This window comes from Streptomyces rhizosphaerihabitans (assembly GCF_025399795.1).
Lineage (GTDB): Bacteria > Actinomycetota > Actinomycetes > Streptomycetales > Streptomycetaceae > Streptomyces > Streptomyces rhizosphaerihabitans.
In genome coordinates this window covers 1-21,684 of sequence record NZ_JAODTZ010000090.1, presented here as the reverse complement: position 1 = coordinate 21,684, position 21,684 = coordinate 1, and the positions used below count along the sequence as shown (strand labels likewise).

The following is a 21,684-nucleotide window of genomic DNA, read 5'->3' as shown; positions in this document are numbered from 1 at the left end:
AAAAAACCTCGTCACAATCGCGCTAGCGCCGCACCCGGGGCATCCCCAGTCCGATCCACGAGATGATCTCCCGCTGGATCTCGTTGTTGCCGCCGCCGAACGTGAAGATCACGGCCGATCGGTAGCCGCGTTCGAGTTCGCCGTGCAGGACGGCGCCTGCGGAGCCCTCCTTGAGGACGCCGGGGGCCGCGACGATCTCCATCAGCCAGGCGTACGCGTCCCGGCGCGCCTCGGAGCCGTACACCTTGACGGCGGAGGCGTCCTGCGGGGTGAGCGTGCCTTCCTGGACGGCGTTCACCATCCGCCAGTTGAGGAGTTTCATGGCGTCCAGCTTGGTGTGCGTCCGGGCGAGGAGGCGTCGTACCCAGGGGAGGTCGACGACGCGGCGGCCGTCGGCGAGTTTGGTCTCCATCGCCCAGCGCTGGACGTCGTGCAGGGCGCGGATGGCCATGGTGCCGTGAGCGGCGAGGGTGACGCGCTCGTGGTTGAGCTGATTGGTGATCAGCCGCCAGCCCTTGTTCTCCTCGCCGACCCGGCGCGCGGCGGGGACGCGGATGTTCTCGTAGTAGCTCGCGGTGGTGTCGTGCGAGGCGAGCGTGTTGATGATGGTGCACGAGTAGCCGGGGTCGGAGGTCGGCACGAGGAGCATGGTGATGCCCTTGTGGGGCGGGGCGTCCGGATCGGTGCGGACGGCGAGCCACACCCAGTCGGCCGTGTCACCGTTGGTCGTCCAGATCTTCTGGCCGTTGACGGTGTAGTGGCCGCTCTCCTCGTCGCCTTCCCGTACGGCCTTGGTCCTGAGCGCGGCGAGGTCCGTCCCGGCGTCGGGTTCGCTGTAGCCGATCGCGAAGTCGAGCTCGCCGGAGAGGATCTTCGGCAGGAAGAACGACTTCTGCTCCTCCGTGCCGAACTGCATGATCGTCGGCCCGACGGTGTTGAGGGCCATCAGCGGCAGCGGTACTCCCGCCTGGGCCGCCTCGTCGAAGAAGATGAACTGCTCCATCGGGCTCAGGCCCCGCCCGCCGTACTCCTCGGGCCAGCCGACCCCGAGCCAGCTGTCCGCGCCGAGCCGTCGGATCGTCTCGCGGTAGAAGCGCTTCTGCGCCGCCGGATCGCCGTAGCGCGCGTAGGCGTTGTCCGGTACCAACTCGGAGAAGTAGACCCGCAGTTCGGTCCGCAACCGCTGCTGCTCCGGCGTGTATTCGAGATGCACGGCGCCTCCTGCCTCCCCGAGCCCGACCTGACGGCGCACACCGTAGAACGTGTTTCAGAAATTGGGAATGCCGATGACGCGGACACCGGGTCCGCGGGGTGTGGGCGGGCGTGCCCGCACGCGTGAGGGGGCGGTGCCCTGTGGACCGGGCACCGCCCCCTCACGCGGGCCAGGTTTGCCGGCCGTCGCGGAATATCGTGGCTCGTACTTCCCCGTCGCCGTCAGTGGCAGGGGAAACCGAGCAGGTGGCGGGCGTCGTGGACCCATTCGTGGACGTTCTCGCCGGACACGAGTGAGGTGGCACCCTGTTCGGCGCCGACGAAGTAGAGCAGGACAAGCATCAGGATGCCGAAGAAGACCGCCCAGGGGACGATCGCACCGATCGGCAGCTTGGCGGGGAGAGCGGCGGGGGTGACGGTCGGCTGAACGACGGACTGCGCCATGGGGCAGAACCTCCTGGGGAACTCGCGTCCCATCTCGGTGGTGCACAGGACGACAGTCACGGGTCTGACTTGGCCCACCTCCACCGCCCCTGGCCGGAGCGACACGTGCTGGGCTTACAGTGGCGCGACCGTGCCGGAATTCCACCGGGCTTCCGTCGAACCGTCGTCAATATCCACGTGACCGTACCGCGAAGCCGAAGCGCGGCCAAGGGCGCACGCCCCGCACCATGTGCGCCCCGGAGCGCCGGAGAGCACGACAACCGCCCTACCGGACGAGGGGGTTCGCCTCCGGCCACGGCCCACACCACATGAGCCCAGAACATGAACCGGCGCATGAACCGGCCCACGAACCGGCCCACGAACCCGGCCCACAACGCATGAAAGTGATGGCATGACCAGCCGAGTGATCTTGATCTCCGCGGCGATCAGCGAGGCGCTGCGCGAGGCCCGCTTCGACGACGGGAGCCCGGTGGACGCCGCGGGCCTGCGGGCCGCCCGGACGGCCGCCGACGCGGGTGCCGTACCGGCCGGAGGCCGGCTGTGGGTCTCCCCCACCGTGCGGTGCCGGCAGACGGCGGTTGCGCTCGGACTCGACGGCGGTATCGAGACACCGGAATTGGCCGGTCTGGACGTGGGCCGCTGGCGCGGCGCGACGCTGGCCGAGGTGAGCGCGAAGGAGCCGGAGGCGGTGGCGCGGTGGCTCGCCGATCCCGCGTCGGCGCCCCACGACGGGGAGTCGGTGCGGGCGTTCTGCGACCGGGTGACGGAACGCCTTGACGCGGCTGCCGAGTTCGACGGCCGCACCATCGCGGTGGTGGAGCCCGAGGTGGTACGGGCCCTGGTGGTACGGGTGCTGGGGGCACCGGAGTCGGCGTTCTGGCGCGTGGACGTACCGCCGCTCACCGTAACGGAGTTGAGCGGGCGCGCGGGGCGCTGGAACATCCGCGCCGGACGCCCACTGACCGACCGAGTCGCCCCGGGCGGCCCGCACCTCACCGAAGAGTCCTGACCGGGGCTCCCCTCGCCCTCACCACGGAACTTGACCGGGGGGCTGCCATTGTCGTCACCACTCGTCCTGGCCAGGGCTGCCCTCGTCCTCGCCACGGGCCTTGACCCGGGTTGACCGGGTGCTCGCCTCAGAGTCCCGCCCCGGGCCGCCCTCGGCCCTCACCGCAACATGGCGATCCTCACCGCAACGTGGCGATGAAGTCCGTGCACGCCTGGGCACACTCACGGCAGGTCTTCGCGGCGGTCTCCGCGCCGGGGCAACCGTCGAAGGCGTCGGCGCACTCCAGGCAGACGTCACGGCACCACTCCAGCTGGGCGCGGATACCCCTCTCGTTCTGCCCCAGTTGATGGGACAGCACCTGGCAGGTCGCCTCGCACACCTCCGCGCACAGGATCCCCGCGCGCCGTGCGGCCTCCTGCCTCTTCGGCCCGTCGGGATCCAGGAGGCTCGCGCGCAGCGCACAGGTACGGGCACACTCGGTGCAGGCCTGGGCGCAGGCGAAGCGATCCTCCAGGAACCGGAAGAGCTCCTGCTGTGAAGTCGTCGTCGTCACAACAGGCGGGTAGCCGGAGAGAGTCGGTTCAAACAGCGCGGGTCAAGGACCTCACGCGCCGGCCGCTTCCCGGGAGATCTGCTCGAACTGCGCGCCCATCGCCTCGGAGAGCGCCTGCGCCGCCGTCAACGGGCGCACCATCACCGTGAGTTCGTCGATGCGTCCGTCCTCGTCGAAGTGCAGGAAGTCGCAGCCGTTGATCTCCTTGTCGCCCACCTTGGCCGTGAAGACCAGCGCGTGGTCACGGCCGTCGGCCCCGGCGATCTCGCGGACGTACCGGAAGTCGCTGAAGACACGCCAGACGCCGCGCAGGATGGCCGCGGTGATCGCCTTGCCCGGGTAGGGCTTGAAGGCGACGGGGCTGGTGAACACGACGTCGTCGGCCAGCAGATCCTCGACCGCGCCGAGGTCTCCGGCCTCCACGGCCTTGCGGAAGGAGTTCATTGCGTCCGCCTCTCATACTCAACTAATTGATTAGGTGCGGATAAGATTAGTCCTGCGCACGCATGGCGTCTAGCCTTGCAGGATGGCATTGCGCAACGCGGTACTGGCCGCGCTCCTGGAGGGCGAGGCGTCGGGCTACGACCTGGCCAAGGGGTTCGACGCCTCGGTGGCCAACTTCTGGATGGCGACCCCTCAGCAGCTCTACCGGGAACTCGACCGGATGGAGTCCGAGGGGCTCATCGAGGCACGGCTCGTGCAGCAGGAACGACGGCCCAACAAAAGGGTGTTCTCCCTGACCGCGGCGGGCCTCGACGTCCTGTCCGCCTTCACCGCCGGGCCCGCGAGGCCCACAGCGATCCGCGACGAGCTGATGGTCAAGGTGTACGCCCTCGACGAGGGGGACGCCGACGCCGTCCGGGCGGCGATCGCCGAGCGCCTGGAGTCGGCGCGCGCCAAACTGGCGCACTACGACCGGATCGGCGCCCGCCTGCTCGACGGGCGCACCGAGGAGGAGTACCTCGCCGGGGCCGAGCGCGTCGGACCGTATCTCACTCTCCTGGGGGGACGCGCCTTCGAGCAGGCGATCATCGACTGGGCGGAGCGGGCGCTGCGGGTCCTGGAACAGCGCGCGTCCGTCGCCCGCTAGACAGTTGCCGCTTCCGGGTACCGCCGCGGTCGACGGATACACCCGCGTCCCCATCGCACGGGCCATGACCGCGACCGGGTTTCCCTGTTGGTCAGCCGCGCCCGGCCCGCATACGGTCGAGTACATCGCCACCCTGCCGATCCACGCGCGGAACGTCAGGGGCGTAAGACCGGAATCCCTTCCAGGCCGTCAGGGCCCGCACCCTCGGAGAATCGCACCATGTCGAAGATCCTTTTCGTGTTGACCGGCGCCGACCATTGGACGCTCGCCGACGGCACCCCGCATCCGACCGGTTTCTGGGCCGAGGAGGCCGCCGCCCCGTACGAGGCCTTCAAGGAGGCCGGGCACGACATCGTCGTCGCCACGCCGGGCGGGGTCGTGCCGACCGTGGACCAGGGGAGCCTGGCGCCCGAGTTCAACGGTGGCCAGGAAGGCGCCGACAAGGTCGAACGCACCCTCGCGTCCATGGCCGAGCTGCGGCAGCCGCTCAAGCTCTCGGAGGTGAACCTCGACGACTACGCCGCCGTCTTCTACCCGGGCGGGCACGGTCCGATGGAGGACCTCTCGGCCGACACCGAGTCCGGCCGGCTGCTCACCCGCGCGCTGGAATCGGGCAAGCCGCTCGGTGTGGTGTGTCACGGTCCGGCGGCGCTGCTGGCCGCCACTCGGGAGGACGGCACCAACGCCTTCGCGGGTTACCGGGTCTCGGCGTTCACGAATGCCGAGGAGACCCAGGCCGGCTTCGCCGACAAGGCCGAGTGGCTGCTCCAGGACCGGCTCGTCGCGGCGGGCGTCGACTTCCAGGAGGGCGAGCCGTGGATCCCCAAGGTGGTGGTCGACCGCAACCTCGTCACGGGCCAGAACCCGGCTTCCGCCGCCCCGCTCGCGGCGGAACTGCTGAAGAAACTGGCCTGAGCGCCGGCGCGCCCGGGCCCCCGAACCCTGATACGTCCGGGCGAGGACCGGCAGGCGCGTAAAGCCCCCGCCCTGACGCGATGCGCACCCTCTCGTGAACGGTCCAGAACGGTCCGGTCCGGAGGCGACGGGCCCGCTCGTGAACGATCCGGTCCGGGAAGGCGCCGGTCACTGATCACACTGTTCGCCGAGCGTGCGCCAGGACGCGGACACCAGCCGACGGCGAACCCACCGAGATCGCGGACGCCTGCCTCGCGCCGGTCACCGACCCGGGGCCGGCGGCGGGCGGCGGCGCTGCCGCCGGACGGCTGGGCACGCGGACGGGATTGGGCTTCACTGTGAGCCGGTAGGTACTCGGACCGGTCCGAAGAAGGGCAGTCATGGTGCGTGCGCTCGGTGTCGCCGTCGTGGGGTTCGGCTGGATGGGGCGAGTGCACACTCAGGCGTACGCCCGCGTGCTCCACCACTTCCCGCACCTCGCCCTGCGTCCCGAACTGGTCTGCGTCGCCGACGAGGTGCCGGGCCGGGCCGAGGAGGCCGCCGCGCGGTACGGCTTCGCGGCCGCCGTACGCGACTGGCGGGAGATCGCCGCCGATCCACGCGTCGAGGCCGTGAGCATCACCGCGCCGAACTTTCTGCACCGTGAGATCGCCGTGGCCATGGCCGAGGCCGGCAAGCACATCTGGATCGAGAAGCCGGTGGGTCTGACCGCCGACGACGCCCGAGCCGTGTCGGACGCGGTGGCCAAGGCCGGTGTCCGGGGCACGGTCGGCTTCAACTATCGGAATGCTCCCGCCGTCATGGCCGCCCGCGAGCTGATCGCCTCCGGCGACATCGGTGACGTCACCCACGTGCGCATCCGCCTCCTCAGCGACTACGCGGCCCATCCGGAGGGTGCGCTGACCTGGCGCTACGAGCGGGAGCGGGGCGGTAGCGGGGTCCTCGGCGACCTGGCCTCGCACGGCGTCGACCTGGCCCGTTTCCTGCTGGGCGAGATCGAGGCGCTGGCGGCGGACACCGCGGTCTTCGTGCCGCTGCGGGCCCGGCCGACCGGCGCGACCGCGGGTCACGCGCGCGCGTGGGGCGGCGAACCGGCGCCCGTGGAGAACGAGGACTACGTCAGCTGCCTGCTGCGCTTCGTCTCCGGTGCGCGCGGTGTCCTGGAGGCGTGCCGGGTCTCGGTGGGTGAGCAGAACAACTACGGGTTCGAGATCCACGGCACCAAGGGCGCGGTGTTCTGGGACTTCCGCCGGATGGGCGAGCTCGGAGTCAGCCGGGGCACCACGTACCAGGACCAGCCGGTCAGCACCGTGTACGTCGGTCCGGGGGCCGGGGACTACGCCGCCTTCCAGCCGGGCGCGGCGAACAGCATGGGCTACGACGATCTCAAGGTCGTCGAGGCGCACACCTTTCTGCGGTCCATCGCCGACAACAGGCCGTACGGTGCGACGCCGGTCGACGCGGTCCGCAGTGCGACCGCGCTCGACGCGATGGCGCGCTCGGCGTCGTCGGGCACCTGGGTGACGATTGCCGCGGAGTGAGTGATGCGCGTGACCCCGCCAAGGAGCGCAGCCGCGGTGCGGGGTTCCGGGTGCGCCCGGGTGCGGGGCCCTTCTGCGGTGTGGGCGCGTCCGGGTGCGGTGACCTCCTGCGGTGTGGGCGCGTCCGGGTGCGGGGCCCTGTTGCGGGGCGCGTTCAGGTGCGGGGTCAGAGCAGGGCGACCGCTGTGTCCACCGCGGTCTCCACCGTGCCGTCGGCCGGGTAGAGCAGAGAGCGGCCGACGACCATGCCCTGCACGGTGGGCAGGCGGAGGGCCTTGCGCCATCTCTCGTACGCGGCCTCCTGGTCCCTGCCCACCTCTCCCCCGAGCAGCACGGCCGGCAGGGTGGAGGTCTCGAGGACCTCTGCCATGTCGTCGGGGTCGCTGGTGACGGGCAGCTTGAGCCACGTGTACGCGGAGGTTCCGCCGAGGCCCGAGGCGATGGCGATGGAGCGGGTGACGGCCTCGGCGCCCAGATCGTTGCGGACCGTTCCCTTCTCGCGGCGGGATATGAACGGCTCGACGAACACGGGCAATCGGCGTGCGGCCATGGCGTCCACGGCGCGGGCGCCGGTCTCCAGGGTCGCGAGGGAGCCGGGGTCGTCGTAGTCGATGCGCAGCAGGAGTTTTCCGGCGTCGAAGCGGGACCGCTCGATGTCCTCGGCGCGCTGGCCGGTGAAGCGGTCGTCCATCTCGAAGGAGGCGCCGGCGAGTCCGCCCCGGTTCATGGAGCCCATCACGACCTTGTTCTCCAGAACGCCGAGCAGCAGCAGGTCCTCCAGGACGTCGGCGGTGGCGAGCACCCCGTCGACGCCGGGCCGGGACAGTGCCAGGCAGAGACGTTCGAGGAGGTCGGCGCGGTTGGCCATGGCGAACCGGTGGCCGCCGACACCGAGCGCACCGCGTGCCGGGTGGTCGGCGGCCACGATCATCAGACGGCCGCTGTCGCCGATCAGCGGGCGGCGGACCCGGCGGGCGGCCGCCTCGGCGATGGCCTCCGGGTGCCGGGCGCGCACCGTGACCAGATCGGGGATTCTGATGCTCAAGTCGGGCTCCGTTCAGGGGTGCTGGCGGTCGGCCCGGTCAAGTGCGCGCGGGAAGAACGGACTCGGGCATGCGTGATGCTCCTGATGCGGGGGATGCATGGGATGCGGCGAGGGGGCGAGGAGGCGCCCTGCACCTCTCAGGTGTAGGACGCTCGACTCTCCCCTGTCAACAGTTTGTACGGACATTCGAACCTGCTCCTGAAATGATGTCTTAACAAAGTATTGACAGGTGGGTGCGCCAGGGGCTTGTATCCGGTCCCAACGCAACCGCCGCTCCACCGGATCCCGCCCCCGGACCCGCCGTCCGGGGACCCGCCGTCGCGGACCCGCACGGGCCCCGCGCCCCGTACCGTCCCGTTCCCTCTCCCCCGGTCGCACAGTGAGGTGCTGGAAAGATGGATCGCACGTTCCACCCCCGTTCCCGGAGAATCGCCCCCCTCGTGGCCCTGGCCGCGGCGTCCGCACTGCTCGCCGCGGGCTGCTCCAGCAGCTCGGGCGGCAAGAAGTCGGAGGAGAGCGGGGACGGTGCCGCCGCGGGAAAGGCGAACACACCCCGGATGACGGTCGCCCTGGTCACCCATCAGGCGCCCGGCGACACGTTCTGGGACATCGTCCGCAAGGGCGCCGAGGCCGCCGCCGCCAAGGACAACATCAAGCTCGTCTACTCCGCCGACCCCAACGCGGGCGGTCAGGCCAACTTCGTCCAGAACGCGATCGACCAGAAGGTCGACGGCATCGCCATCACCCTGGCCAAGCCGGACGCGATGAAGGACGTGGTGGGCAAGGCGACTTCGGCCGGCATACCCGTCGTGGGTCTCAACTCGGGCCTCAGCGACTGGAAGAAGCTGGGCCTGACGGAGTTCTTCGGACAGGACGAGACCGTCGCGGGCGAGGCGCTCGGCAAGAGGCTGAACGCGGAAGGCGCCAAGAAGGCCGTCTGCGTGGTCCAGGAGCAGGGCAACATCGGCCTCACCCAGCGCTGCGACGGTGTCAAGAAGACCTTCAGCGGCACCACCGAGAACCTGTACGTCAACGGCACCGACATGCCGTCCGTGAAGTCCACGATCACCGCCAAGCTCAAGCAGGACACCGCGATCGACTACGTCGTCACGCTCGGCGCCCCGTACGCCCTGACCTCGGTGCAGTCGGTGAGTGACGCCGGCAGCAAGGCGAAGATCGCCACGTTCGACCTCAACAAGGACCTCACCGGCGCCATCAGCAAGGGCACCATCCAGTTCGCCGTCGACCAGCAGCCCTACCTCCAGGGCTACTTGGCGATCGACTCACTGTGGCTCTACAAGAACAACGGCAACTACAGCGGCGGCGGCGAGCAGCCGGTGCTGACCGGGCCGGCCTTCGTCGACAAGAGCAACGTCGACGCCGTCGCCGGCTTCGCCGCGAAGGGCACTCGGTGATGAGCACGGCCGGGCGGGCCGAGCCGGCGGTGACCGCGCCGCCGGCTCCCGGCCCCCGGACGACCGACGGGCGGACGGCGCGGCGCCCGCTGGCGCTGCGGCTGCTCGCCCGGCCCGAGGTCGGGGTGTTCCTCGGTGCCGTCGCCGTGTTCGTCTTCTTCCTGATCGCGGCGCCGTCGGTGCGCTCCGGCAGCTCGATGGCGACCGTGCTCTACCAGTCGTCGACGATCGGCCTCATGGCCCTGCCCGTGGCGCTGCTGATGATCGGCGGCGAGTTCGACCTATCCGCCGGTGTCGCGGTGATCACGTCGGCGCTGACGGCGAGCATGCTCAGCTATCAACTCACCGTGAACGTGTGGGTGGGCGTGATCGTCGCGCTCGTCGCCTCGCTCGCGATCGGTGCGTTCAACGGCTGGATGATGGTCCGCACCAGGCTGCCGAGCTTCCTGGTGACGCTCGGGACCTTCCTGATCCTGCAAGGCGTGAACCTCGCCGTCACCAAGCTGGTCACCGGCAACGTCGCCACCGACGACATCAGCGACATGGACGGTTTCGGCCAGGCGAAGAAGATCTTCGCCTCGTCGTTCGGCGTCGGCGGCGTCCAGGTGAAGATCACGATCGTGTGGTGGCTGGTCTTCGCCGCCCTGGCCACCTGGGTGCTGCTGCGCACCAAGTACGGCAACTGGGTCTTCGCGGTCGGCGGCGACCAGGACAGCGCCCGAGCGGTGGGCGTGCCGGTGACCTTCACCAAGATCACGCTGTTCATGACGGTCGGCTTCGGCGCCTGGTTCGTCGGCATGCACGAGCTGTTCTCGTTCAACACGGTGCAGTCAGGCGAGGGCGTCGGCCAGGAGCTGATCTACATCGCCGCGGCGGTGATCGGCGGCTGTCTGCTCACCGGCGGCCACGGCTCCGCGATCGGCCCGGTCTTCGGCGCCTTCATGTTCGGCATGGTGAACCAGGGCATCGTCTACGCCGGCTGGAACCCCGACTGGTTCAAGGCCTTCCTCGGCGTGATGCTGCTCGGCGCCACGCTCGTCAATCTGTGGGTCCGCCGCACGGCGACCCGGAGGTGAACCGACCCATGACAAGCAACGGATCCGGAACCGCGGGCGCCGTCCTGCCGGACACCCCGCCCGGGGACGGCAGCGCCGCGATCGTCGAACTGCGCGGCGCCGGCAAGTCGTACGGCAATGTCCGCGCCCTGCACGGCGTCTCCCTGGCCGTCCACCCCGGCCGGGTGACATGCGTCCTCGGCGACAACGGCGCCGGCAAATCCACCCTCATCAAGATCGTCTCGGGGCTGCACCAGCACAGCGAGGGCGAGTTCCTCGTGGACGGCACGGCGGTGCGCTTCAGCACCCCGCGCGAGGCCCTCGCCAAGGGCATCGCCACCGTCTACCAGGACCTCGCGACGGTGCCACTGATGCCGGTGTGGCGGAATTTCTTCCTCGGCTCCGAGCTGACCAAGGGGCCCTGGCCCGTGCGTCGTCTCGACATCGCGCGGATGAAGCGGACCGCCGACGAGGAACTGCGCAACATGGGCATCGTCCTCGACGACCTCGACCAGCCGATCGGCACGCTCTCCGGCGGCCAGCGCCAGTCCGTGGCCATCGCCCGCGCCGTCCACTTCGGCGCCCGCGTCCTCATCCTCGACGAACCGACCGCCGCGCTCGGCGTCAAACAGTCCGGCGTCGTCCTCAAGTACATCGCCGCCGCCCGCGACCGCGGCCTCGGCGTCATCTTCATCACCCACAACCCGCACCACGCCTACATGGTCGGCGACCACTTCAGTGTGCTGCGGCTCGGCACGCTCGAACTCAGCGCCGACCGCGGCGAGATCGGTCTGGAGGAACTCACCAACCACATGGCGGGCGGCGCCGAACTCGCCGCACTCAAGCACGAGTTGGCTCAGGTGCGCGGGGTGGACGTACAGGAGCTCCCGGACTCGGAGGACCTCCGGGCACCCGCACCGGCGCCGGCCTCCTCCGAGGGGACTCCCTGACGTTCCTCCGCCCCCACGGCACCCGTTCACCGAAGGGACCACCGAACCTCATGACCCAGCACGCAGCACTCGGGGTCGCAGTCATCGGGACCGGCCGGATGGGGGCCGACCACGTCCGCCGGATCACCGGGGTCGTCAGCGGGGCGCGGGTGAGCGCGGTCGTGGACATCGACGCCGGGCGGGCCAAAGGACTCGCCGACGGCATCGACGGCTGCACCGCGTACACGGACCCTGCCACGGCTCTGGCGGCGGACGACGTCGACGCCGTGATCATCGCCTCCCCCGGCCCCGCTCACGAGGCGGCGCTGCTCACCGCCCTCGAGCACGACTTGCCCGTCCTGTGCGAGAAGCCGCTCACCCCGGACGCGGCCTCGGCGCTGCGCGTACTGGAGGCCGAGCTCCGGCTCGGGCACCGGCGGGTCCAGGTGGGCTTCATGCGGCACTACGACGCCGAGTACCTGAAACTCAAGTCGCTCCTGGACAGCGGGGAGCTGGGCCGCCCGCTCATGCTGCACAACCGGCACCGCAACGCCGATGTGCTGCCGTACTTCACCGAGCAGATGCTCATCAACGACTCCGTCGTGCACGAGATGGACGCCGCGCGCTGGCTGCTCGGGCAGGAGATCACCGCGGTGACGGTGCTGAAGCCGCGGCCCTCCGGCAACGCGCCCCCAGGGCTCTCGGACCCCCAGTTCGTCGTCATGGAGACGGACGGGGGTGTGCTCGTGGACGTGGAGATCTACGCCAACTGCCGCTTCGGGTACCAGGTGCAGGCCGAGGCCGTCTGCGAGAACGGCACGGCACGGATCGGCGAGGCCCACGGGATGCTGGTCAACTCGGCCGGGCGATGGGGAGGTTCGGTCGCCCGCGACTTCGTGGAGCGGTTCGCCGAGGCGTACGACCGCGAGGTGCAGGCCTGGGTCGACGCCACGCTGCGCGGCGAGGTCACCGGGCCGGGCTGCTGGGACGGGTACGCGGCGGCGGCCGTCTGCGAGGCGGGCGTCCGTGCCCAGGCCGAGGGCCGCCGTACGGAGGTCGCCCTGATCGAGCGTCCCGCCCTCTACCGCTGAGCCGGACCACCCCTTTCGCGAGTACGCCATCGAGTGCGACGGCGACCCGCTCGCCCGAACCCGGCTGGCGCACCCCGGCGCCGACCGACGCGCACCTCCACCGCTCCGCCTGTGCCTTGGCCGTTCGGCCTCGTGGAACTGGATGGAGCAGTCGCCGCCCGGGTCCTTCCTCAGCGAGATCACCGGACCGCTGTACGAGCGCGAGTGCTCCGCCGGGTATGTGCGCCGCAACACCCCGCTGTCGCGGGAAAGCAGCCCCGAGGGCATCGTCGGCGCCGTGCTGCGGCTCGTCGGCGACGCCGGAAGGTACGTCATCGGTCAGACGGTCGTCGACGGCGGCTGGACCACCCACTGAGCCCGGGAGGCGCCGCCTGCCGCCAAGTCCCGGTGGCGCCACCCGCCGCCCCCCGGGCGGCACCACCCGCTGACACCGGGCGGCGCGTCTCCCGTCCGAGACCACACCCCGGAGGCCACACTCCTGGAGGGGGGGGACGATTACGCTCAAGGAGGAACGGTTACGCTGAGATCATGCCGTCCACACGCCGTACCGCGCGCCAGACCGACCTGCTCGAACGGCTGGTCGTGTTGCTGGTGGCGGAGGGCTTCGCGGCTTTCACCCTCGACGAGCTGACCGAGCGACTGCACTGCTCGAAGACGACGCTGTACCAACTGGCGGGCAGCAAGCAGGAGTTGGTGCGGGAAGCGGTGAAGCACTACTTCAGGGAGGCCGCCCAGGCCGTCGAGAAGCGGGTGGCCGACACCTCCGCGCCCTCCGAGCGCGTGGTGGTCTACCTGAACGCGGTCGCGCAGCAGTTGCGTCCGCTGTCCCGGCAGTTCCTCGACGACATGGCCCAGTTCGAACCGGCCCGCGAGGTGTACGAGGCCAACACGCGCCTCGCCGCGGGCAGGATCAGGCAATTGATCGCGGACGGTGTGGCCGCCGGAGCGTTCCGCGACGTCCACGCCGCGTTCGTGGGCGAGGTCGTGGCCGCCACCATGCAGGAGATCCAGCGCGGCGAGGTCGCCGCACGCACCGGGCTGAACGACGCCGAGGCCTACGCCGAGCTGGCGTCGCTCATCGTCCACGCCGTCTCACCCTGACGTCGGCACGGCCCGCGCGCCGCACCCGGTCCCGCGGCACCGCCGCCGCGGCGGCTCCCGGCTCGCCCAAGACGGCGGTGCCCCGATGACGGCCGTCGCGGTCATCCTGGGCGGACAGCCGAGCGGGGCCGAGGCCGTCGAGCAGGGCGGCGGAGAAGTGCTGCTCCAGCGCGGCCACGGCGACGTACTTCCCGTAGGCGCGGGCGTAGGTGTCGTGGAGCAGGCGCAGGTGCCGTAGAAGGGGGCCGCGCCGTCCAGGAGGTTCGAGCTCCGTTCGGGCGGAGACGGACCTGCGGCCGCGCCGGACGGTGTCGGCCGCACCCGCGGGGCCGAGCCGCAGCTCCCGGACCGGCGGGCGCTCGACGTGCACCACCGGCGCCGAGGCCGGCCGGCACCTGGCCGCGTGCGGAGCCGACCCGAGCCCCGCGAGTTCCGGAACGCGTGAGCCGGCCAGTGGACCGGTGGACCCATCGGGGACCACCATGGCCCGGCGGTACCAAAAACGATACTGTTGTATCGCCTGGCGTATCAAAATCGTCAGGGCCGCGACCCGCCACCCCCGAGGACACGCCATGCCCGCGACCCGCACGCTCCCCACACCGGAAGCCGTCGACCTGATCGCCCTGACCCGCGAGCTCGCCGAGAAGGAGCTCGCCCCGCGCGTCGCCGAGGCGGAGGCCGAGGAGCGGTTCCCGCGCGAGGTCTTCCGCACCCTCGGACGGGCCGGGCTGCTGAGCCTGCCCTACCCCGAGGAGCACGGCGGTGGCGGCCAGCCCTACGAGGTCTACCTCCAGGTCGTCGAGGAGATCGCCGCCGTGTGGGCGAGCGTCGCGGTGGGTGTCTCCGTGCACGCGCTGTCCTGCTTCGCCCTCGCCTCGTTCGGCACCGAGGAGCAGAAGAAGGAATGGCTCCCCGACATGCTCGGCGGCGAGCTGCTCGGCGCCTACTGCCTGTCGGAAGCACATGCCGGTTCGGACCCGGGCGCGATGCGCACCCGGGCGGTCCGGGACGGCGACGACTATGTGCTCAACGGCGCGAAGGCCTGGACGACGCACGGTGGGCACGCGGACTTCTACACGGTCATGGCGCGGACGTCCGACGCGGGCTCGCGTGCCATCTCCTGCTTCCTCGTCCCGGCCGACACTCCGGGCGTGGTGGCCGATCCCCCGGAGCAGAAGATGGGCCTGACCGGGTCCGCCACCGCCACCGTGCGCCTGGAGGACGTACGCGTCCCCGCCCACCGTCGGCTCGGCGAGGAGGGCGACGGGCTCAGGATCGCCTTCGCCGGGCTGGACTGCGGACGGCTCGGCATCGCGGCGGTGGCCACGGGGCTGTCCCAGGGGGCGCTGGACCACGCGTTGCGCTACTCGCGGGAGCGGGAGACGTTCGGCCGGCCCATCATCGAGCACCAGGGTCTGGCCTTCGTCCTCGCCGACATGGCGGCGGCGGTGCAGGTCTCCCGGGCCACCACGCTCGCGGCCGCCCGCCTCAAGGACGAGGGACTCCCGTTCCAGTCCGAGGCGTCGATCGCCAAGCTGATCTCCACCGACAACGCCATGAAGGTCACCACCGACGCGGTCCAGGTGCTGGGCGGTGCCGGCTACACCCGTGACTTCCCTGTCGAGCGCTACATGCGCGAGGCCAAGGTCATGCAGATCTTCGAGGGCACCAACCAGATCCAGCGCCTGATCATCGGCCGCGCGCTCAAGGAGAACGAGCGCGGCACCCTCCGGGTGCGGAACGCGGGGAAGTAGTACGCCCGAGTCGTGTGGCCCCGGTGAGTGCGGCACGCGCACTCACCGGAGAACGTCCGCACACGTGACCATCGCCGTCCGAGCGCCGACACTTCCCAGTGTCAGCTCCTCGCACCGCCGATCCGCTCGCCGGCCGGGCAGGCCGTCCGGTCACGTTCGCGACGGACGGCCACGGGCCCTGTCGGCCGCCGCTCCGTGCCCTGTCGGCAAATCATGGGCAGGATCCGGCGCTTGCGGAGCTTTCCACGGTTCGAGTTCGAGTCGTATCCCTTGTCACCGAGCAGGGCTTCGGGGCGTCCGCCAGGGCGACCGCGCCTGCCTGCGACGGGCCGGTGCCCCCTTGTACGAGCGCGACGTACTCCCCGCGGACGATCGCCTGTCCGCGATCACGCCCCCGACCGGCACGAGCACCGCAGCCACGACTCACGCCAGCCCCGTGACCTGCAACTCCACGTTGAAAAAGTCTCATTGGGGATAAGCGGAAGGCCCAGCGAACAAGCCCGGACGGCATGACCGTTCCGCTCCGGGAGCCAAGATCGATTGTCAGTGGTGGGTGAGACAGTAGGGGTATCGAGTCGGAACGAGGGGGAGCTGTCATGGCCGGAAGTCAGAACTACATCAATCACGTTGCCCTTGTGCTGGATGCCAGTTCGTCCATGTCGCATCTGAGCCGCAAGGTCGTCGAAGTCGCCGACCAGCAGATCGCGTATCTTGCTCGCCGGTCGAGGGAGCTGGACCAGGAAACCCGTGTCACGGTGTACGTCTTCGCGGACAAGGTGGAGTGCGTCATCTATGACAAGGACGTGCTGCGGATGCCGTCGCTGAAGCAGTTGTACCGGGTCGGTGGAATGACGGCTCTGCTCGCAGCCGCACTGAAGTCACAGCATGAGCTGGCACAGACCGCCCAACTGTACGGCGACCACAGCTTCCTGACGTTCGTGCTTACGGACGGGCAGGAGAACGCGAGTCATCGCTCTCCGGATGCCCCTGTCAGGAATCCGCGTGAACTGGTCACAGCCGTGGCCCAGATGATCGCGACACAAGAGGACAACTGGACGCTGGCCGTCCTCGTGCCGGACCAGATGGGCAAGCGCGAGGCCATGCAGTGCGGTTTCCCGAGGGACAACATCGCCGTCTGGGACGCCACGAGCACACAGGGTCTGGAGGAAGCCGGACAGGTCATCCGGGAGGCCACCGAGAAATTCATGATGGGCCGCACCCAGGGCATCCGGGGATCTCGGGCAGTGTTCTCCGTGGGTGCGGAGGCGGTCAACAAGGACACCATCAAGGCGGCCGGCCTCGCTGCGGTGGATCCGTCGGGGTACCGGCTGATCCCGGTGACCCGTGACGCGGCGATACGGGACTGGGTCGTCGAATGCGGGCACACCTACCGTACCGGTGGCGCGTTCTACCAGCTGAGCAAGCCCGAGAAGATCCAGGCACGGAAGCAGATCGCGGTGCTGGAGAAGAAGACGGACCGGGTGTACTCGGGACCCGAGGCCCGAGCCCTGCTCGGCCTGCCGGACGTGGAAGTGCGCGTCAAGCCCGACCACAACGACGACTTCACGATCTTCGTGCAGAGCACCAGCGTGAACCGGAAGCTCGTACCGAACACGCGACTGCTGCTTATGCTCTGACGCCTTGAAAGCCCGTCGGATCCTGAAGCACTTCGCCATGTGGCGCCCACGCCGAGGGGGCCGCGCCACGGCTGCCTGACGCGGCCTGACCTCCGCGGCAACCGTTCTGACTGCCGGACCTGCGGCACGGTGGCGCGCCCGGCTTCCGGGCCCGCCCGGTAGGCGGGCCGCGGGTCACGACGGCGCTCCTGTGCCCGAACGGCGACAGGCTCCACGCAGGTTACGGATCCGGCCAATCGGAAGGGCATGCTCCGTCCGCGAGTGTGCTGGTGGCCGAGGACGCACGGGCGCTCGCCGAGCTCGCGACCCAAGCCAGAGAGGCAGCTGTGGACGTGATGTGCAGCGGCCATGGGCCTCGATCTGCCGCGGATCCAAGGCGCCACCTCTGCCAGGTGATCGACGGGGCGACCGCGGGATGGTCGCCCCGGAGACGCTGCCGGACGCCAGGGCCGGCTTCCTCGGACCGCGCAAGGGCCGGGCCGGGTATGGGGCGAGAACGCCGATCCGTTCACGAACACGATGGCGGTGCGCCTCAGCCGGCCGCGCCGCACACTGAGCCGCTCGCGGTGGATCACGACCACGCAAAAGGTGGGCCGCCACATGAATGAGGGCCCGGCACTGCCATCGGTCGTGCGACCCCAGCTCGTTTGAAAGTCAATATTTTCAAAGATGTCCTGAAGTCATGTCCTCAATTCTTCGCTCTCGTCACGCCGTTGATCACGTGTCCCTCGCATCACATACTGCGCTGACCGGCGAGAACGTTCCGCCCACGGCTGGAAACGACCACTCGCCTTCATCCCAAGCTCCTGGGGGAGACTTGCGCTCAACAGTGAAGAGAGCACGCGCCTTCACCATCGCAGCGGCCACGTCGGTGGCCCTCGTGGCAGGCATGACCGGCCCCACGACAGCGATCGCCGCGAACACGACGAACACACCGAACAACGCGCGCTTCGACGGCAACCAGCGGATCCAGCTCATCACGGGCGACCGTGTGGTGGTCGGCGCCAAGGGCCAGGTGATGGGCTTCGAGCCCGCCAAGGGCCGTGAGCGCATACCCGTACAGGTGCAGCGCATCAAGGACCACACGCTGGTGGTGCCCAGCGACGCGCAGCGCCTCATCGCCACAGGGAAGCTGGACCAGCGGCTCTTCGACGTCGGTGAGCTCACCGACCCGCTGCTGCGCAAGAGCCAGGGTGACGGGCTCAAGCTGATCGTGCAGTACGACGGGGGCGCCGGCGCCGCACGGGCCGAGGTGCGTTCGGCCGGTGACACCAAGCTGCGGCGCACGTTCCCCGCCATCGACGCCGACGCCATCCGTACGTCGCGGGACGACGTGGCCAAGGTGTGGGAGGCGCTGACCGACGAGCACAAGGGCGGCCTGCGCGCCACCGCCTCAGGCATCAGCAAGGTCTGGCTGGACGGGGTGCGCAAGGCAAGCCTGGACCGCAGCGTCAAGCAGATCGGCGCCGACAAGGCGTGGGAGGCCGGGTACGACGGCACCGGTGTCAAGATCGCCGTCCTCGACACCGGCGTCGACAAGACCCATGACGACCTGAAGACCCAGGTCATCGACGAGAAGAACTTCTCCGGCTCGCCCGACACCGTGGACCGCGTCGGGCACGGCACGCACGTCGCCTCGATCGCCGCCGGAACCGGCGCCAAGTCGGGCGGCAAGTACAAGGGCGTCGCACCGGGTGCCGAGGTGATCAGCGGCAAGGTGCTCAACGACGAGGGATTCGGGGACGACTCCGCCATCATCGCGGGCATGGAGTGGGCCGCCGACGAGGGCGCGGACATCATCAACCTCAGCCTGGGCAGCTCGGACTCCCCGGGCGTCGACCCGATGGAGGAGGAGGTCGACAGGCTGTCCGCCGAGAAGGGGGTCCTGTTCGCCATCGCGGCGGGCAACGACGGCGAGTTCGGCGCATCGACGGTGGGCTCGCCGGGCAGCGCGGACGCCGCGCTGACCGTCGGCGCCGTCGACAAGGACGACAAGCTGGCGTCCTTCTCCAGCATCGGGCCGCGCGTCGGTGACGGCGCCGTGAAGCCGGACGTGACCGCCCCCGGCGTCGCCATCACCGCGGCCGCCGCCTCCGGCAGCGTGTTCGACACCGACCCCGGTATCCCGCACCCGGCCCCCGGCTACCTGCAGCTCGACGGCACCTCGATGGCCACCCCGCACGTCGCGGGCGCGGCGGCGATCCTCAAGCAGCAGCACCCGACCTGGAAGGCGGCCGAGCTCAAGAGCGCGCTGATCGCGTCCGCCAAGGGCGGCGACTACACCGTCTTCCAGCAGGGCTCGGGCCGCGTCCAGGTCGACAAGGCACTGGCCCAGAGCGTGATCGCCGATCCGGTCTCGCTGAACTTCGGCACCGCACAGTGGCCGCACACCGACGACCAGCCCCTCACCAGGAAGATCGGCTACCGCAACCTCGGGAGCAGCGACGTCACCCTCGACCTGTCGGTGTCCGCGCTGGACCCGGCGGGAAAGCCGGCCCCGGCCGGGTTCTTCGCGCTCGGCGCCACCAAGGTGACCGTGCCCGCCGGCGGCAGGACCGAGGTCGACCTGATCGCCGACACCAGGATCGGTGATGCCGACGGCACCTACTCGGGCTACGTCACCGCCACCGGCGCGGGCCAGTCCGTCCGCACGGCCGTGGCGGCCGGCCGCGAGGTGGAATCGTACGACGTCACGCTCAGGACCATCGGCCGCGACGGCACCGACGCGCAGAACTTCTCCAACAGCCTGATCGGCGTCGCCGGCCCCGCCAAGGGCTTCCAGGCCCGTATCGGCGACGAGCCGGGCGCGCACACGATCCGCGTGCCCAAGGGCTCGTACACGCTCGACACGGCCGTCTACCAGGACCCGTCGGACCTCACCAAGGGCACCGACTGGATCTCCCAGCCGAAGCTGGACATCTCCGGCGACACCACGGTCACCGCCGACGCGCGCACCACCGAGCCGGTGGACATCACCGTGCCCGGCCTCGACACGGTGGACTACGGGGGGACGTACTACGAGCGCGCGACCGACATCGGCCGCGTCGGCAACGGCTGGGTCCTCAGAGGTTTCACCGGGTTCCGCACCGCGCACATGGGTCCGGCCGTCACGGACGGCTCGCTCCTGCAGACCTGGGACGCGCACTTCCTCAAGGACGCCACCACTCAGTACTCGGTGGCCTACGGCGGCAGGACGCAGAAGGTCGCGACCGGTTACACCAAACACGTGAAGGCGGACGAGCTGGCGACGCTCAAGGTCGGCATCGGTGCCTCCGCCGCCGGGAAGACCGCTCTCGTCTCCCCGTACGCCCATCTGCCGGGTGCGCCGGAGGGCAACGGGTTCTCGGCGCCGCAGGCGGCACCCGGCACGCGCACCTTCTACGTCTCCACTGCCGACGGCGTCAAGTGGCTGACCAGGATGGATCAGTTGGGCGAGCCCGACAAGTGGGGCTACCCGGCCTTCGACGGGGCCTACGAGATGTCCGAGCCGAAGCGCTACGAGGCCGGCAGGACGTACCGCGAGAAGTTCAACACCGGCGTGTTCGGCCCGCTTCTGCGCGAGAACATGGGTGTCTTCCGCACCGCACCCGACCCGGCCACGGGCGAACAGCAACTCATCGGCTCCCTGCCGCTGTTCGCCGACGGCAAGGGCCACGTGGGTTTCTCGACGTACGCCTCGGCCACGTCGGCGCTGTACCGCGACGGCGTCAAGGTCGGCGAGAACGACGACCCGCTGAGCGGCGCGAAGCCCTTCACCGTTGACTCCACCGACGCCGAATACCGGCTGACGACCTCCGTCGAGCGCTCGGCGAAGATCGCCACGGCCTCCACCCGCATCGACACCAGCTTCACGTTCCGCTCCAAGGAGGTCTCGGCCACCACGGCGCTGCCGGTGTCCACGGTCCGCTTCGCGGCCCCCGTCGACCTCGCCTCGCGCGCCCCGGCGGACACGTCGGTCCAGGTCCCGGTGACCGTGCAGGGCTCGGCGGCCGGGAAGAACCTCAAGTCGCTCGTCATGTCCGTGAGTTACGACGACGGGGTGACCTGGCAGCTCGTGAAGGTCGAGAGCGGCAGGATCTCCGTGAAGAACCCGGCGAAGGACAAGGGCATCTCGTTCCTCGCCGATGTCACGGACAAGCAGGGCAACGAGTCCACGCTGACGATCCACAACGCGTACTACGGCAAGTGATGTCGCCCCGGTGACGGGTTTCGCGTGACGACGACGTGCTGGAAGGCGTTCAAGAACGCTTTCCAGCACGTTCGTTCACCGAGCCCTTTGGGCTTGATCCGCTTTGACGGACATCCGAGATCAGGGGTTCTGCCCCGGAAGGATGTCCATCATGGAGAGCATGGGGAAGGGGAAGAAGAAGCCTCGGCCTCGCCGTTCGTTCACGCCGGAGTTCAAGGCCGGGATCGTCGAGCTGTGCCGGCGTGGTGACCGCTCGGTCGGCCAGGTGGCCAAGGACTTCGACCTGGCCGAGACCGCGGTGCACCCGCGAATAGCGCCCTGATGGCGGCTCATGCCAGTGGAGCCGGTGGAGGTGTCTGCGGCGGAGTCCTGCCATCCCGCGCAGAACCCTTCGCCCCAAGGAGCCGCACCCATGAACGCCCGTCCGATCAGCCCGAGGACGGCCGGATACAGTGCGCGAGACGGCAGCCCGGTCAGAGAGGGGAAGCGTGACCGACACCAGCAGCACCCGACCCGTCGACAGTGAAGCGCGAGCGCCGCGGCAGAGCCGACTGCACCGCCTGATGCGCTACATCCCCCTGATCGCCCCCGTCCTGCTCTGGACCGTGCCCTGCTGGGTGCTCCTGTACACCGGCCAGCACTGGTCGCTGCCCATCACACTGGCCGGCACCGCCCTGTTCGCCCTCGGACTCGTCGGGATGCCG

At 69.9% G+C, this 21,684-nt stretch carries 20 protein-coding genes, 1 pseudogene and 1 riboswitch; of the genes and pseudogenes, 15 read left to right on the top strand and 6 right to left on the bottom strand.

Annotated elements, in window-relative coordinates; genetic code table 11:
* Positions 1 to 22: 22 nt before the first annotated feature.
* Together N4G66_RS43025 and N4G66_RS43020 are read right to left on the bottom strand one after the other, a co-directional pair.
* Positions 23 to 1,213, bottom strand: coding sequence for an acyl-CoA dehydrogenase family protein (locus N4G66_RS43025; RefSeq protein WP_261709776.1), 1,191 nt, complete (start codon positions 1,211 to 1,213; stop codon positions 23 to 25).
* A gap of 221 nt (positions 1,214 to 1,434) precedes the next feature.
* Positions 1,435 to 1,656 (bottom strand): CbtB-domain containing protein, encoded by a 222-nt coding sequence (locus N4G66_RS43020; RefSeq protein ID WP_261709775.1) that lies wholly within the window; start codon positions 1,654 to 1,656, stop codon positions 1,435 to 1,437.
* 38 nt (positions 1,657 to 1,694) lie between these two features.
* Positions 1,695 to 1,835, bottom strand: a riboswitch (cobalamin riboswitch).
* Between the two features lie 212 nt (positions 1,836 to 2,047).
* On the opposite strand from N4G66_RS43020, the gene N4G66_RS43015 reads away from it, so the two are divergent.
* Entirely contained in the window at positions 2,048 to 2,665 is a 618-nt protein-coding gene (locus N4G66_RS43015; protein WP_261709774.1) for a histidine phosphatase family protein, read from the top strand.
* 178 nt (positions 2,666 to 2,843) lie between these two features.
* Here the strand turns inward: N4G66_RS43015 and N4G66_RS43010 are convergent, their stop codons facing one another.
* Both N4G66_RS43010 and N4G66_RS43005 read right to left on the bottom strand, forming a co-directional pair.
* A complete protein-coding gene (locus tag N4G66_RS43010) occupies positions 2,844 to 3,218 on the bottom strand; it encodes a ferredoxin (RefSeq protein WP_261709773.1) in 375 nt (124 codons plus the stop codon).
* Between the two features lie 51 nt (positions 3,219 to 3,269).
* The gene (locus N4G66_RS43005; RefSeq protein WP_261709772.1) at positions 3,270 to 3,662 is read right to left on the bottom strand and encodes a nuclear transport factor 2 family protein; all 393 of its coding nucleotides are present in this window, start codon (positions 3,660 to 3,662) and stop codon (positions 3,270 to 3,272) included.
* Between the two features lie 82 nt (positions 3,663 to 3,744).
* Between N4G66_RS43005 and N4G66_RS43000 the strand changes: the two genes are divergently transcribed.
* The 3 genes from N4G66_RS43000 to N4G66_RS42990 all read left to right on the top strand — a co-directional run bounded on the left by N4G66_RS43000 (position 3,745) and on the right by N4G66_RS42990 (position 6,764).
* The gene (locus tag N4G66_RS43000) at positions 3,745 to 4,308 is read left to right on the top strand and encodes a PadR family transcriptional regulator (protein ID WP_261709771.1); all 564 of its coding nucleotides are present in this window, start codon (positions 3,745 to 3,747) and stop codon (positions 4,306 to 4,308) included.
* A gap of 219 nt (positions 4,309 to 4,527) precedes the next feature.
* Positions 4,528 to 5,223, top strand: coding sequence for a type 1 glutamine amidotransferase domain-containing protein (locus tag N4G66_RS42995; RefSeq protein WP_261709770.1), 696 nt, complete (start codon positions 4,528 to 4,530; stop codon positions 5,221 to 5,223).
* Between the two features lie 380 nt (positions 5,224 to 5,603).
* Positions 5,604 to 6,764, top strand: coding sequence for a Gfo/Idh/MocA family protein (locus N4G66_RS42990; RefSeq protein WP_261709769.1), 1,161 nt, complete (start codon positions 5,604 to 5,606; stop codon positions 6,762 to 6,764).
* A 166-nt stretch (positions 6,765 to 6,930) separates the two neighbouring features.
* On the opposite strand, the gene N4G66_RS42985 is transcribed toward N4G66_RS42990, so the two are convergent.
* Complete coding sequence (locus tag N4G66_RS42985; RefSeq protein WP_261709768.1) at positions 6,931 to 7,809, bottom strand: Cgl0159 family (beta/alpha)8-fold protein; 879 nt, start codon at positions 7,807 to 7,809, stop codon at positions 6,931 to 6,933.
* A 395-nt stretch (positions 7,810 to 8,204) separates the two neighbouring features.
* Here N4G66_RS42985 and N4G66_RS42980 point away from each other — a divergent pair, with 395 nt between their 5' ends.
* The 6 genes from N4G66_RS42980 to N4G66_RS42955 all read left to right on the top strand — a co-directional run bounded on the left by N4G66_RS42980 (position 8,205) and on the right by N4G66_RS42955 (position 13,400).
* A complete protein-coding gene (locus tag N4G66_RS42980) occupies positions 8,205 to 9,224 on the top strand; it encodes a sugar ABC transporter substrate-binding protein (protein WP_261709767.1) in 1,020 nt (339 codons plus the stop codon).
* Positions 9,224 to 10,300: an ABC transporter permease gene (locus N4G66_RS42975; protein ID WP_261709766.1), complete on the top strand. Its 1,077-nt coding sequence runs from the start codon at positions 9,224 to 9,226 to the stop codon at positions 10,298 to 10,300. Before N4G66_RS42980 ends, N4G66_RS42975 begins: the two co-directional genes overlap by 1 nt.
* 8 nt (positions 10,301 to 10,308) lie before the next feature.
* A complete protein-coding gene (locus tag N4G66_RS42970; protein WP_261709765.1) occupies positions 10,309 to 11,229 on the top strand; it encodes an ATP-binding cassette domain-containing protein in 921 nt (306 codons plus the stop codon).
* Between the two features lie 50 nt (positions 11,230 to 11,279).
* A complete protein-coding gene (locus tag N4G66_RS42965) occupies positions 11,280 to 12,299 on the top strand; it encodes a Gfo/Idh/MocA family protein (protein ID WP_261709764.1) in 1,020 nt (339 codons plus the stop codon).
* Between the two features lie 142 nt (positions 12,300 to 12,441).
* Positions 12,442 to 12,654 (top strand): hypothetical protein, encoded by a 213-nt coding sequence (locus N4G66_RS42960; protein WP_261709763.1) that lies wholly within the window; start codon positions 12,442 to 12,444, stop codon positions 12,652 to 12,654.
* Positions 12,655 to 12,827: 173 nt separating this feature from the next.
* Positions 12,828 to 13,400, top strand: a complete 573-nt coding sequence (locus N4G66_RS42955) for a TetR/AcrR family transcriptional regulator (protein WP_261709762.1) — start codon at positions 12,828 to 12,830, stop codon at positions 13,398 to 13,400.
* Here N4G66_RS42955 and N4G66_RS42950 read toward each other — a convergent pair.
* On the bottom strand, positions 13,375 to 13,884 hold the full coding sequence (locus N4G66_RS42950; protein WP_261709761.1) for a hypothetical protein: 510 nt from the start codon (positions 13,882 to 13,884) through the stop codon (positions 13,375 to 13,377). The two genes, N4G66_RS42955 and N4G66_RS42950, sit on opposite strands and share 26 nt — an antisense overlap.
* An 88-nt stretch (positions 13,885 to 13,972) precedes the next feature.
* Between N4G66_RS42950 and N4G66_RS42945 the strand changes: the two genes are divergently transcribed.
* The 5 genes and pseudogenes from N4G66_RS42945 to N4G66_RS42925 all read left to right on the top strand — a co-directional run.
* Complete coding sequence (locus N4G66_RS42945; RefSeq protein ID WP_261709760.1) at positions 13,973 to 15,154, top strand: acyl-CoA dehydrogenase family protein; 1,182 nt, start codon at positions 13,973 to 13,975, stop codon at positions 15,152 to 15,154.
* Between the two features lie 596 nt (positions 15,155 to 15,750).
* On the top strand, positions 15,751 to 16,791 hold the full coding sequence (locus tag N4G66_RS42940; protein WP_261709759.1) for a vWA domain-containing protein: 1,041 nt from the start codon (positions 15,751 to 15,753) through the stop codon (positions 16,789 to 16,791).
* An 829-nt stretch (positions 16,792 to 17,620) separates the two neighbouring features.
* Positions 17,621 to 20,980: a S8 family peptidase gene (locus tag N4G66_RS42935; RefSeq protein WP_261709758.1), complete on the top strand. Its 3,360-nt coding sequence runs from the start codon at positions 17,621 to 17,623 to the stop codon at positions 20,978 to 20,980.
* A gap of 151 nt (positions 20,981 to 21,131) precedes the next feature.
* A complete protein-coding gene (locus N4G66_RS42930; protein ID WP_261709757.1) occupies positions 21,132 to 21,302 on the top strand; it encodes a transposase in 171 nt (56 codons plus the stop codon).
* A gap of 166 nt (positions 21,303 to 21,468) precedes the next feature.
* Positions 21,469 to 21,684: pseudogene (locus N4G66_RS42925) on the top strand (metallophosphoesterase); the annotation flags it as partial.